This is a genomic window from Burkholderia catarinensis, from assembly GCF_001883705.2.
Lineage (GTDB): Bacteria > Pseudomonadota > Gammaproteobacteria > Burkholderiales > Burkholderiaceae > Burkholderia > Burkholderia catarinensis.
Genome location: NZ_MDEQ02000030.1, coordinates 1 through 12,418, shown reverse-complemented (window position 1 = coordinate 12,418; position 12,418 = coordinate 1). Strand labels below are relative to the sequence as shown.

The 12,418-nt window shown below is 66.8% G+C and carries 14 protein-coding genes and 1 tRNA gene; 5 read left to right on the top strand and 10 right to left on the bottom strand.

Translation table 11 applies throughout. From position 1 onward, the window contains the following. Positions 1–55 precede the first annotated feature (55 nt). Positions 56–1,054, top strand: a complete 999-nt coding sequence (waaC, locus tag BFF94_RS32040; protein WP_219140247.1) for a lipopolysaccharide heptosyltransferase I — start codon at positions 56–58, stop codon at positions 1,052–1,054. 19 nt (positions 1,055–1,073) lie between these two features. On the opposite strand, the gene BFF94_RS32035 is transcribed toward waaC, so the two are convergent. From BFF94_RS32035 to rph, 9 genes are all read right to left on the bottom strand, one after another. After that, positions 1,074–1,253 (bottom strand): hypothetical protein, encoded by a 180-nt coding sequence (locus BFF94_RS32035; RefSeq protein WP_034182977.1) that lies wholly within the window; start codon positions 1,251–1,253, stop codon positions 1,074–1,076. 104 nt (positions 1,254–1,357) lie between these two features. After that, on the bottom strand, positions 1,358–2,668 hold the full coding sequence (locus BFF94_RS32030; RefSeq protein ID WP_128842575.1) for an MFS transporter: 1,311 nt from the start codon (positions 2,666–2,668) through the stop codon (positions 1,358–1,360). 293 nt (positions 2,669–2,961) lie between these two features. Then, the gene (locus BFF94_RS32025; RefSeq protein WP_128842574.1) at positions 2,962–3,453 is read right to left on the bottom strand and encodes an energy transducer TonB family protein; all 492 of its coding nucleotides are present in this window, start codon (positions 3,451–3,453) and stop codon (positions 2,962–2,964) included. Between the two features lie 263 nt (positions 3,454–3,716). After that, a complete protein-coding gene (locus BFF94_RS32020) occupies positions 3,717–4,010 on the bottom strand; it encodes a hypothetical protein (protein ID WP_128842573.1) in 294 nt (97 codons plus the stop codon). Between the two features lie 173 nt (positions 4,011–4,183). Continuing rightward, the gene (locus tag BFF94_RS32015; RefSeq protein WP_128842572.1) at positions 4,184–4,579 is read right to left on the bottom strand and encodes a hypothetical protein; all 396 of its coding nucleotides are present in this window, start codon (positions 4,577–4,579) and stop codon (positions 4,184–4,186) included. Positions 4,580–4,717: 138 nt separating this feature from the next. Beyond that, a tRNA-Ser gene (locus BFF94_RS32010) sits at positions 4,718–4,805 on the bottom strand. A 44-nt stretch (positions 4,806–4,849) separates the two neighbouring features. Next, positions 4,850–6,064, bottom strand: coding sequence for a radical SAM family heme chaperone HemW (gene hemW, locus BFF94_RS32005; RefSeq protein ID WP_128842571.1), 1,215 nt, complete (start codon positions 6,062–6,064; stop codon positions 4,850–4,852). 34 nt (positions 6,065–6,098) lie between these two features. Beyond that, positions 6,099–6,725 carry an RdgB/HAM1 family non-canonical purine NTP pyrophosphatase gene (gene rdgB, locus BFF94_RS32000; RefSeq protein WP_128842570.1) on the bottom strand — a complete coding sequence of 209 codons (627 nt, stop codon included), beginning with the start codon at positions 6,723–6,725 and terminating at the stop codon, positions 6,099–6,101. Further along, a complete protein-coding gene (rph, locus tag BFF94_RS31995) occupies positions 6,718–7,458 on the bottom strand; it encodes a ribonuclease PH (RefSeq protein WP_128842569.1) in 741 nt (246 codons plus the stop codon). The genes rdgB and rph overlap by 8 nt, the downstream gene beginning before the upstream one ends. A gap of 173 nt (positions 7,459–7,631) precedes the next feature. On the opposite strand from rph, the gene BFF94_RS31990 reads away from it, so the two are divergent. The 4 genes from BFF94_RS31990 to BFF94_RS31975 all read left to right on the top strand — a co-directional run bounded on the left by BFF94_RS31990 (position 7,632) and on the right by BFF94_RS31975 (position 12,019). Next, positions 7,632–8,555, top strand: coding sequence for a YicC/YloC family endoribonuclease (locus BFF94_RS31990; protein ID WP_128842568.1), 924 nt, complete (start codon positions 7,632–7,634; stop codon positions 8,553–8,555). Positions 8,556–8,643: 88 nt separating this feature from the next. After that, complete coding sequence (gene gmk, locus BFF94_RS31985; RefSeq protein ID WP_128842567.1) at positions 8,644–9,327, top strand: guanylate kinase; 684 nt, start codon at positions 8,644–8,646, stop codon at positions 9,325–9,327. 58 nt (positions 9,328–9,385) lie between these two features. Continuing rightward, positions 9,386–9,589, top strand: coding sequence for a DNA-directed RNA polymerase subunit omega (gene rpoZ / locus BFF94_RS31980; RefSeq protein WP_006750851.1), 204 nt, complete (start codon positions 9,386–9,388; stop codon positions 9,587–9,589). A 63-nt stretch (positions 9,590–9,652) separates the two neighbouring features. Then, positions 9,653–12,019: a RelA/SpoT family protein gene (locus BFF94_RS31975; protein ID WP_128842566.1), complete on the top strand. Its 2,367-nt coding sequence runs from the start codon at positions 9,653–9,655 to the stop codon at positions 12,017–12,019. 186 nt (positions 12,020–12,205) lie between these two features. Here the strand turns inward: BFF94_RS31975 and BFF94_RS31970 are convergent. Then, the coding region (locus tag BFF94_RS31970) for an integrase core domain-containing protein (protein ID WP_219139647.1) at positions 12,206–12,418 on the bottom strand (213 nt) is incomplete at its 5' end.

The window sequence follows — 12,418 nt, the reverse complement described above, 5'->3', positions numbered from 1 at the left end:
TCGCGGCGCGAATCCGTCGCTAGCATGCGCAAATGGCTGGCTCTTCCCCACAAACGTGAAACGTATCCTAATCGTGAAAGTGACGTCGCTCGGCGACGTCGTCCAGACGCTGCCGGTTGTCGCGGATCTGCATCGCGCCTTTCCCGGCGTGACGGTCGACTGGGCCGTGGACGAATCGTGTGCAGAGGTCGTGCGCTGGCATCCGGGTGTCAGCGCCGTCCTTTGCGCGCCGCTGCGCCGCTTCAAGAAGCTCCGGAATACCAGCGACCTGAAGGCGATCTCGGCGTCGATCGGCGCGTTGCGTGCGCACCGCTACGATGCGGTCATCGACCTGCACGGCGTCTACAAGAGCGCGATCATTTCGGTGCTGGCGCGTGCTGCGCGCCGCGTCGGCTACCAGACGCAGGATCTCGGCGAAACGGGCGCACGCTTCGCGTATTCGCATCGTTTCGGCCCGCGGCCGGACTGCGATGCATGGCACGGGATGCGCGTGAGCGCGGGCGAAGCGCTCGGCTATGTACCCGAAGGCGTCGCCACGTACGGCATCGTCCCGCCGCAGGACGCGAACCTGCCGGCGGCCGTCACCGACGGCGCACCGTTCATGCTGCTGTTCCATGCGACGTCCAACCCCGACAAGAAATGGCCGGCCGACCACTGGGCCGCGCTCGCCACGCAGATGATGGCGCGTGGCGTGCGCGTGCTGTTGCCGTGGGGATCCGCTGCCGAGCATGACGACGCGCAGGACATCGCCGCGCGGGCGCCGGGGGCGGTCGTGCTGCCCGCGATGACGGTGCGCGAACTCGGCGCGGCGCTCGGCCGGGCCGCGCTCGTGGTGGGGGTCGATACGGGGTTCGTGCACATGGCGCACGCGTTGCAGCGGCCGACCGTGATGATTTTCGTCGCGACGTCGCGCCACCATTGCGGCATCGGCGGCGCGCCGAATGCACTGTCGATCGGCGAGCCGGGCGCGATGCCGTCCGTCGAGCAGGCGCTGCACGCGATCGATGCGGTCGGCCCCGCCTACGGCGCGCTGCGCGCGCGGCTGACCGCCTGACGAAGCGGGCGGGGGCGGTTCAGGCGAGCAGCGCCTCGACCGTGATGACGGCGGCGATGGCCGCCAGATTCGCCAGCAGCGCTTCGAACACGAGGCCGCGCCACGTCTTCGGCCGGAAGCGCAGCGCGAGCAGCAGCGCGCCACCCAGCGCGAGCGCGAGGATCAGGACGAGATCGGCATTGCCGAGGCGGATGTTCATGGCGGCGGCTCCTTCGGGGCGGGGTCCCGGGGGCGCGCAGCGGCGCGTCCAGGATCGAGTATAGGCAGGGCCGGCCGCCGCACAACCCGGGTCGCCCCGGAGTCTCAGACGAGCGACGCGTCGCGCGTTTCGCGCATCAGCAGTACGCCGACCAGGCTGATCGCCGCCGCGACCGATACGTAGCCTCCGACCCACGACAGCCCGCCGCGCGCAGCCAGCAGTTGCGCGATATACGGCGCGATCGACGCGCCCAGGATCCCGCCGAGGTTGTACGCGACGCCCGCGCCCGTATAGCGGACGTTGGTCGGGAACAGCTCCGGCAGCAGCGCGCCCATCGGCGCGAACGTCACGCCCATCAGGAACAGCTCGATCGTCAGGAACAGCGCGACGAGCGGCATCGAGCCGCTGCCGAGCAGCGGCTCCATCGCGAAACCGGACAGCAGCGCGGCGATCGCGCCCACGACGAGCACCGGCTTGCGGCCGAAGCGGTCCGACGCCCACGCGGAAAGCGGCGTCGCGAGTCCCATGAACACGACCGCGAAACACAGCAGGCCGAGGAAGCTCTGGCGCGGAATATGCAGCGCCGACACGCCGTACGACAGCGAGAACACGGTCGAGATATAGAACAGCGTGTAGCAGACGACCATCGCGAGCGCGCCGAGCAGCGTCGGCCGCCAGTGTTGCGTGACGAGCGTCGCGACCGGGACGCGCACGCGCTCGTTGCGGTCGAGCGCGGCCTGGAACGCAGGCGTTTCGGTGATCTTGAGCCGCACGTACAGGCCGAGCGCGACGAGCACCGCGCTGACCAGGAACGGGATGCGCCAGCCCCAGCTGCGGAACTGCTCGTCGGACAGCGACAGCGCGAGCGCGAAGAACAGGCCGTTCGACATCAGGAAGCCGACCGAGGGCCCAAGCTGCGGGAACATCCCGAACCAGCCGCGCTTGCCCTGCGGCGCGTGCTCGGTCGCGAGCAGCGCCGCGCCGCCCCATTCGCCGCCGAGGCCGATCCCCTGGCCGAAGCGCAGTACGCACAGCAGCACCGGCGCGAGCGCGCCGATCGCGTCGTAGCCGGGCACGAAGCCGATCGCGGTGGTGGACACGCCCATCACGAGCAGCGACGCGACGAGCGTCGACTTGCGGCCGATGCGGTCGCCGAAGTGCCCGAACAGGAACGAGCCGATCGGGCGTGCAATGAACGCGATGCCGAACGTGACGAACGCGGACAGCGCCTGTGCGGTCGCGGAGCCGTGCGGGAAGAATACGGGGCCGATGACGAGCGCGGCGGCCGTTGCGTACACGTAGAAATCGTAGAACTCGATCGCGGTGCCGATGAAGCTTGCGAACACGATGCGCCGGTGGCTGACGGCGCCGGCCGAACCGGTTGCGTGTGCAACGGCCGGGGGGGATGCGGACATGAATGTCTCCGTTTTGTCGTTGGGGCGCTCGGCTGAGCGTGCGCTCGGGCAGGCGGATGTCTGCCGGGGGCAGCCGAGCGGATGATGCGGTGGCGGCGTGGGCGTGCGCCGTGGCGCGGACGTCACCTGCCGGTCGACGATGGAGACGGGTACGTCGCCGCCGCCCGGTGCCGGCATGGTCGGCTCGCATGCCGGGTGGGGCGCGCGAACGCGCGCGTGGCGTGATGGCCGCGCGATTGCGGGAAATTATAGCCAGCGCCGCCGCGCACCGGCAATCGCGTGGCGGCGGCGAGTCAGTCGATCGATTGCGCCTGTGCGGAGGCCGTGCTTTGCAACTGGAAGTGGCCGTCGTCGTTGAAGAGCCAGCCTTCCATCAATTCGAGCCGGCCGTTGCCGTCGAGCAGTCGCGACGGTGGCGCCGGCAGCGGTGCCGAGCGGCGCAGCGACGCGAGCGCGAGCGCTTCCGCCTCGCTGTCGCCGTTGCTGCGATAGACGGACGCGTTGACGAGGCGGCCGCTGCCGTCGACGGTGAAGGCCACGACGACGAGCGAACGGAGCATCGCTTGCGGCGTGCCGTGCAGCATGCCGGACGGATTGCGTTCGGCGACACGCCGCGCGACCTCGACGCGATACTGGTCGAGGTTCCCGCTGCGTATGACCGACGGAATCGTCAGGACCGAGCGTAGCGACGAAGGCGGCGTGATCGTGCACGCGGCAAGCAGGGCGACGACGGCCAGCGCAGCTACACGCAGCCGGTCGACGCGCGGACGGAAAAGGGGGCGCATGGGATGATAGCCAGAAGTGACTATAAAAAAAATGATAGGCGTACTGACGCGAGTCGCTATCGGGAGAAACGTATAACGTGCGATGTCGTGCGTTGCGATTGCTGATGACGAGGGGGCGGTGCACCTCGCGTCGCGAAGTGACGTGACATGTGACAGCCTGCTCGCGCGGGCTCGCATGGCTGCACGGCAGGCACGGGCCGGTGCGCGTGTTGCAAGGTTGAAAGGCGCGGCCTGCGCGGGCACGCGGCGATCGCCCGCCTGTTTCAGAAGCCGTGCGTGACGAGCGACAGCACCGACAGGTCGGGGTGCGTGCCGTCGATGATGCTCTTGCCGATGTGCACGGCTTCGCGAGCCGCTTCGTCGATGCTCGCGAAGCTTTCCTCTCCGTCCGCGTGGAACGGCACCGCGTGGCCGGGCAGCGCGGGGTTCACGCCGGGATGGCACACGTAACCGGTGTAGGTGTAGCGCGCGTCGCTGCCGGGAACGGCAGCCGGCACGACATGGATCTCGAAGCCTTCGTAATCGACGTGTTCCGTCGGTGTCGACTGTTCGGTCATGGCGATCTCCGTGTGCCGCGCGCAGGGATGGCGCGTGCGGCATCGAGTACGCGGCGGCGGTCGTGTCGCCGTGTTGAACGAATTCTAGGTGATGGAGAGACCGGCCGGGAAGCCTCCGGCGCGGCGCAGCCGCACATTCCGTCCGGACCGACGGGTTTGCGCGCGTGGCTGCGTCATTGCTTGCAGCGCGCGTCCTTGCGCTGCACGACGATGATCACGGGGTATTTCTGGCCGTGGTCGAGCTCGACGCGCGCCACGACGGCCAGCGTCGCTGGATCGGAATCGTCGTACACGCTGACCTGTTCGTTACGGAGGTAGGTCACGCCGGTGCAGTTCGACGTGCGGCCGTCGTCCGACACCTTGCACTGGAGATCGTTGTCCTTCAGGTAATTGTAGGGTGACGGGCTCGCGAGGTATTCGCTCAGGCCGCGCGGCGAGCCACCGACGCCGGTCACATACGCGATCGCGCACGACGCGGGCGCGTTGTTGCCGGAGGCGGTGTCGGCCGTCGCATGCGCGCTGACGGCGGCCAGCATGGCGACGAGCGACGAGACGATGAAGGGCTTCATGACTTGGGTTTCCCGTTTCGCGAATCGGAGCGCGGGATTGTAACGGCATCCGGCGCGACGCGTCGGAACGTGGGGGAGAGGGCGCGGACAAACAAAAACCCCGTCATTCGGCGAATGGACGGGGTTTGGCGAAGTTCCTGGCGGAAGCGGTGAGATTCGAACTCACGGACAGTTTCCCGTCGCTGGTTTTCAAGACCAGTGCCTTAAACCGCTCGGCCACGCTTCCACACGAGGCGGCATTGTAACCGAAATGCCGCTTCATTCATTTCTTCACTCGTCGCGCAGGAACAATTCCTGCAGGTCGTTGAGGAAGCGCTGGCCGAGCGGCGTCGGCGCGATCTGCGCGAAATCGCGCGCGATCAGCCCGCGCCGTTCCGCTTCCTTCAGCGCCGGCTCGATCGTGCTCATCGGCAGGCCCGTGCGCTCGGCGAAGCTGTGCACGGGGAAACCCTCGACGAGCCGCAGCGTGTTCAGCATGAACTCGAACGGCAGATCGCGCGCGCCGACTTCACGCTCTTCCTGCACGGCCGTGCCGGCCATCGCCTGCTCGATGAAGGTCGCCGGATGCTTGTAGCGTGCCTGCCGCAGGATCCGGTTCGGGAACGACAGCTTCGTGTGTGCGCCCGCACCGATCCCGAGATAGTCGCCGAAGCGCCAGTAGTTCAGGTTGTGCTTGCACTGATGATTCGGCTTTGCATAAGCGGAAACTTCGTAGCGCCCGTAACCGGCCTCGGCCGTGCGCGCGTGGATCCATTCCTGCATGTCGGCCGACGCGTCGTCGTCGGGGACGACGGGCGGAAACTTCGCGAACAGCGTGTTCGGCTCGAGTGTCAGGTGATACAGCGACAGATGCGGCGGCGCGAACGACAGCGCGGTCTCGATGTCGGTGCGGCATTCGTCGAGCGTCTGGTTCGGCAGCGCGAACATCAGGTCGAGGTTGAAGTTGTCGAAATTCTTCGCGGCGATCTCGACGGCCGCGCGCGCCTGTGCGGTGTCGTGAATCCGGCCGAGCGCCTTCAGGTGCGCTTCGTTGAAGCTCTGGATGCCGACCGACAGGCGATTCACGCCGCTCGCGCGGAACTGCGCGAACTTCGCGGCTTCGAACGTGCCCGGATTCGCCTCGAGCGTGATCTCGGCATCGGCGTCGAGCGGCAGCAGCGCGCGCACGTCGGACAGCATCCGGTCGAGGCCGGCCGCCGACAGCAGGCTCGGCGTGCCGCCGCCGATGAACACGGTATGCACCTGCCGTCCCCACACGAGCGGCAGCGCCTGTTCGAGATCGGCACGCAACGCGTCGAGATACTCGGTTTCCGGAAACCGTTCGCCTTTCCACTCATGCGAGTTGAAATCGCAGTACGGGCACTTGCGCACGCACCACGGGAAATGCACGTACAGCGCGAGCGGCGGCAGCGACGTGAGCCGCACCTGCCCGGGCGACGTAAACGTCGCGACGACGCGCGCGCCGGTTTCCGCGGCCTGGCTCATGCAACCTCCCGCAGCGAATGGGTATCGGGCGCAATCATGCTTCCTCCGCGAGTCGCGCAAGCAGCGCCTTCAGCGCCAGTGCGCGATGGCTGTGCGTGTTCTTCACGGCCGGTTCGAGTTCGGCGGCCGTCGCGCCGAGCGACGGCAGGTAGAAATACGGGTCGTAGCCGAATCCGTGCTCGCCGCGCGGCGTGTCGACCATTTCGCCCGTCCAGCGCCCTTCGGCGAACAGCGGCTCCGGATCGTCCGCATGGCGCACGAGCGCGAGCACGCAGCAATAGTATGCGCGCCGGTCTTCGACGCCGCGCAACTGCTCGACGAGATACGCGTTGTTCGCCGCGTCGCCCTCGTCACGGCCCGCACGCTGCGCATAGCGCGCCGAATAGACGCCCGGCGCGCCGCGCAGCACGCGCACGCACAGGCCCGAATCGTCGGCGATCGCCGGCAGCCCGGTGAGCCGCGACGCGTGACGCGCCTTCGTCAGCGCGTTCTCGATGAACGTGCCGAACGGCTCTTCCGCCTCGGGCACCGCAAGGTCGCCCTGCGGGACGATCTCGATGCCGACCGTCGAGAACAGCGCGGTGAATTCGCGCAGCTTGCCGGGGTTGTTCGACGCGAGAACGATGCGCGACAGCGGCGCGATGGTGCGATCGTCAGGCATGGCCGGCGCCCAGGACGTCCTTCTGCAACTGCACGAGCTCGCCGATCCCGCCCTGCGCGAGGTCGAGCAGCGCGTTCATCTCGGCACGCGAGAACGGCACGCCTTCGGCCGTGCCCTGGACTTCGACGAAGCCGCCGGCGCCCGTCATCACGACGTTCATGTCGGTGTCGCAGCGCGAATCTTCCGCGTAGTCGAGATCGAGCACCGGCGCGCCTTCGTACACGCCGACCGAGATCGCGGCGACGTGGTCGGTGATCGGCGAGCGCGCGAGCTTGCCGGCTGCGATCAGCTTCGACACGGCGTCGTGCGCGGCGACGAATGCGCCGGTGATGCTCGCCGTGCGCGTGCCGCCGTCGGCCTGGATCACGTCGCAGTCGATGTGGATCGTGCGCGGGCCGAGCGCTTCGAGATCGAACACCGCGCGCAGCGCGCGGCCGATCAGGCGCTGAATTTCCTGCGTGCGGCCCGTCTGCTTGCCGCGCGCGGCTTCGCGGTCGCTGCGTGTATGCGTCGCGCGCGGCAGCATCCCGTATTCGGCAGTCAGCCAGCCTTGCCCGCGGTCGCGCAGGAAGTCGGGCACGCGTTCGGCGACGCTCGCGGTGCAGAGCACCTTGGTGTCGCCGAATTCGACCAGCACCGAGCCTTCGGCATGTTTCGTGTAGTGGCGCGTGAGGGCGACCTTGCGCAGTTCGTCGGCGCGGCGGCCGCTCGGGCGGGAAAGGGAGGACGTCATGTGGGAATCGCGGAAGAAGAGGAAACCCCGATTTTAGCGCCGAACGGCGGGCTTGCCCGGCGGGGTGGTCTGCAAAAATGGGATAATGCGCGCTTCCCGCCCCGCGCTTTCCGATGCGCCGGGCGCCTCGACATATCCCCGCCCGCGAGGGCACCCAGACGGCGAGACGAACCATGATCTACAGCATGACGGGCTACGCGAGCGCGACGCGCGAACTCGCGACGGCCACCGGCAACGGCGGCACCAGCGTGTCGGTCGAACTGCGCACCGTGAACTCGCGCTTCCTCGACCTGAATTTCCGGATGCCGGACGACGTGCGCGCGTGCGAACCCGCGCTGCGCGAAATGCTGATGAACAAGCTGTCGCGCGGCAAGGTCGACGTGCGCATCAACCTGCAGCGCGGCGAACAGAGCATCGGCGCGGGCGCGCTGAACCAGTCTGCGCTCGGCCAGCTCGCCGATCTCGAGCGCGCGGTGCTCGACACGTTCCCGGGCGTCGGCCGTCTGCGCGCGGGCGAGATCCTGCGCTGGCCCGGCGTGCTGGCCGAGAGCGGCGTGTCGGCGGAAGCGATCCGCGACGCGGTGCTCGCATGCGGCAAGGAAGCGATCGGCGAGCTCGTCGTCGTGCGTTCGCGCGAAGGCGCGCAACTGGCGACGATGCTGCTGTCGAACGTCGCCGAGATGGAAGCGATCGTCGCGCGCATCACGCCGCTCGTTCCGGAGCTGATCGCGAAGCATCAGCAGAAGATCGTCGAGCGGCTGCAGGAAGCGCTCGGCGTCGCGGCGCCCGAAGGCAGCGCACCGATCGTGACGCGCGAGGAAGCCGCGGAGCGCATCCGTCAGGAAGTGACGATGTACGGGATCCGGATCGACATCGCGGAAGAGCTGTCGCGGCTCACCGCGCACCTGAACGAAACGCGCCATGTGATCGAGAAGGGCGGCCGCGTCGGCAAGCGTCTCGACTTCATGATGCAGGAACTGAATCGCGAAGCGAACACGCTCGGCTCGAAGGCGGCGGCGAAGGAACTGGCCGACGCGTCGATGGCGCTCAAGTTGCTGATCGAGCAACTGCGCGAGCAAGTGCAAAACCTGGAGTAAACGAGATGAAACGACCCCCACGCTCACTACGTTCGCTGTCCTCCGAGGGGGCGGTCAGCCTTCTCGGGGCGGCCCGGCGGAGGCTGTCATGACCGAATCCACCCGCGACGGCCACGCGTCGCATTCGCTGCACGGCGGCGTCTATCCCGGCAACCTGTTCATGGTCGTCGCGCCGTCGGGCGCCGGCAAGTCGACGCTCGTGAATGCGCTGCTGTCGAAGGACAGCGACATCTGCCTGTCGATCTCGTACACGACGCGCAAGCCGCGCCCGGGCGAACAGGACGGCCAGCACTATCACTTCACGACGGTCGAGGATTTCCGCACGCGTCACGCGGCGCACGAATTCCTCGAGAGCGCGGAAGTGCACGGCAACTACTACGGCACGTCGCGCGTCTGGATCGAAGAGCAGATGAAGAACGGCCACGACGTGCTGCTCGAGATCGACTGGCAGGGCGCACTGCAGGTGAAGAAGCAGTTCCGCAACGCGGTCGGCATCTTCATCCTGCCGCCGTCGCTTGACGCGCTCGAGGAGCGCCTGAAGAAGCGCGGCCAGGACGAACCGAACGTGATCACGCGGCGCCTGCTTGCCGCCGGCAGCGAGATCGCGCACGCGTCGGAAGCGGAGTACGTGGTGATCAACGAGAATTTCGAGCGTGCGCTCGCGGAGCTCGAATGCATCGTCGCGGCGACGCGCCTGCGCTTTGCTTCGCAGTACGCGCGACACACGGAGCTGTTCATCGAGCTCGGCATCCATCTGCCCCACGCGGAATGACGCGGGGGACGAGGGACATAAGGTAGAATAAGGACTATATTCAGAAGGAATTACCACCATGGCTCGCATTACCGTCGAAGACTGCCTGAAGCAAATCCCGAATCGCTTCGAACTGGCGCTCGCCGCCACCTATCGCGCGCGGCAGCTCGCGCAAGGCCATACGCCGAAGATCGAAAGCCGCGACAAGCCGACCGTCGTCGCGCTGCGCGAAATCGCCTCCGGCCTGGTCGGCGTCGAGATGCTGAAGAAGGTGCCGGTTTAACGCGCATCCGGCCCGTTCCAGCCATGTAATCCACGCGCGCAACGACTCGACCTGGAGGCGAATATGAGCACCACCCCATCGTCCGCCTCCGCGGATTCGACCACCGAAGCCACGGCCCAGTCGCCTGCGCGCCAGTACATCGATGCGGTCCTCGAACAGTCCTTTCGGCATCTGTTCGGGCCGACCGCCACGCCGGAGCAGCCGCGCAAGCACGGTGTCGTTTCGATCGCGAAACTGACAACCGCGCTTGCCGAGTATCTCCCTCCGGAAGAGATCAAAGAGGTCAAGGCGGCGTTCCACTTCGGCGACGAAGCCCACCTCGGTCAATATCGCCAGAGTGGCGAGCCCTACATTACCCATCCCGTCGCCGTCGCGGAAATCTGCGCCGGCTGGAAGCTCGACGCGCAGGCCGTGATGGCCGCGCTGCTGCACGATGTGATGGAAGATCAGGGCGTGACCAAGAGCGAGCTTGCCGAGCGGTTCGGTCCGAAGGTCGCCGAATTGGTCGACGGCCTGTCGAAGCTCGACAAGATGGAATTTCGCAGCCGCGAGGAAGCGCAGGCGGAAAACTTCCGCAAGATGCTGCTCGCGATGGCACGCGACGTGCGCGTCATTCTCGTCAAGCTCGCCGACCGCCTGCACAACATGCGCACGCTCGGCGCGGTGCCGATGGAAAAGCGCCGCCGCGTCGCGCGGGAAACGCTCGACATCTACGCGCCGATCGCGCACCGGCTCGGGTTGAACAACACGTATCGCGAGCTGCAGGAGATGAGCTTCGCGAACTTCAACCCGCATCGCTACGCGACGCTCGAGAAGGCCGTGAAGGCCGCGCGCGGCAATCGCCGCGAAGTGATCAGCAAGATCCTCGAGGCCGCGCAGCGCGCGATGGCCGATGCGAAGATCGACGCCGAGATCACCGGCCGCGAAAAGACCATCTACAGCGTCTACCGGAAAATGCGCGACAAGCAGCTGTCGTTCTCGCAGGTGCTCGACGTGTACGGCTTTCGCGTCGTCGTCGAGAGCGCGCTCGACTGCTACACGTGCATCGGCGCGCTGCACGCGCTGTACAAGCCCGTGCCCGGCAAGTTCAAGGACTACATCGCGATCCCGAAGATCAACGGCTATCAGTCGCTGCATACGACGCTCGTCGGCCCGTTCGGCGCGCCGATCGAGTTTCAGGTGCGCACGCGCAAGATGCACGAGATTGCCGAGGCGGGGGTCGCCGCGCACTGGCTGTACAAGAACGGCAGTGCGGATCTCAGCGACGTGCAGAAGCGCGCGCACCAGTGGCTGAAGTCGTTGCTCGATATTCAGAGCGAGGCCGGCGATTCGAGCGAGTTCCTCGAGCACGTGAAGATCGACCTGTTCCCCGACGCGGTCTACGTATTTACGCCGAAGTCGAAGATCATGGCGCTGCCGCGCGGCGCGACGGCGCTCGATTTCGCGTATTCGATCCACAGCGATCTCGGCAACCAGTGCGTGGCGGTAAAGATCAACAACGAGCTGCTGCCGCTGCGCACCGAGCTGAAGAGTGGCGACATCGTCGAGGTGATCACCGCGCCGTATTCGAAGCCGAACCCCGCGTGGCTCGGCTTCGTGCGCACCGGCAAGGCGCGCTCGGCGATCCGTCACTACCTGAAGACGATGCGCCTGAACGAGTCCGTGCAGCTTGGCGAGCGGCTCGTCGACCAGAGCCTGAAGGGCTACGGCCTCGCGCTGGCCGATGTCGAGCCGGAAGTGTGGGAGCGGCTCGTGCAGTGGACGGGCAACAAGAGCCGTCAGGAAATCTTCGCGGACATCGGCCTCGGCCGTCGCGTTGCCGCGGTGATGGCCAAGCGCATCGAGGTGCTGATGAGCGGCCGCGACGCGGACGACGACCTGCCGAAATCCGAGCGGCACCCGGCGCATCATGCACCGCCGGTCGTGATTACCGGCACCGAAGGGATGTCCGTGCAGTTGTCGGCATGCTGCCGGCCGATTCCGGGCGACGCGATCATGGGCTACATCGGCATCGGTCTGGGCATGGCGATTCATACGACCGATTGTCGCGTGGCACAGCGTATTCATCGTCGCGATCCGGGCCGCTGGATCGACGTCGAGTGGGCGCCGCAGCCGGGCCGCCTGTTCGATGTCGCGGTGAAGGCGCTCGTGAAGAACACGAAGGGCATTTTTGCGCGCGTAGCAGCGGACATCACGTCGGCCGACGCGAACATCGTTCATATCGCGATGGACGAGGATCTGACTCACGAATCGACGGTGCTGCGCTTCGTGATCCAGGTCAGCGACCGCGTGCATCTCGCGAACGTGATGCGGCGCGTGCGAACCAACCCGGACGTGATGCGGATCATGCGCGAGCGGTCGACCGACGACGGCGCGCATGCGCGCCATGACGGCGGCATGCGCATCGAGCGCGAACGGCAGGATTATTGACGCGTGCCCATGCGGGCAATCGATCGTTCAACGGCGGCCAATGGCCGCCGTTTCCATTTGTGCTGCGGAGCGGAAATGCGGCGTTGCCGGCGTCCGTCCGAAGTCTGTCGGGCGCAACCGTGTCGTGCAGCGAGTGAGGGGAGAGGGGGTTGTCAAGTCCTGGAATAGGTTGACAGTATCCAGCCCCTAGAGCGCCCGATGCACCGCATCGGGCGTTTTGTATTTCAGAGCGGCATGTGGCCGCTCGTGGTTATAGATGCGAACCGACTGTTCGACCATCTTGGCGGCCTGCTCAAGGTCAGCGGGACGTTGCAACAGGAACTCGCCCTTGAGGATGCCGTTGACCCGCTCGGCCAGAGCATTCTGATAGCAGTCGTAGCCGTCCGTCATCGAACAGCG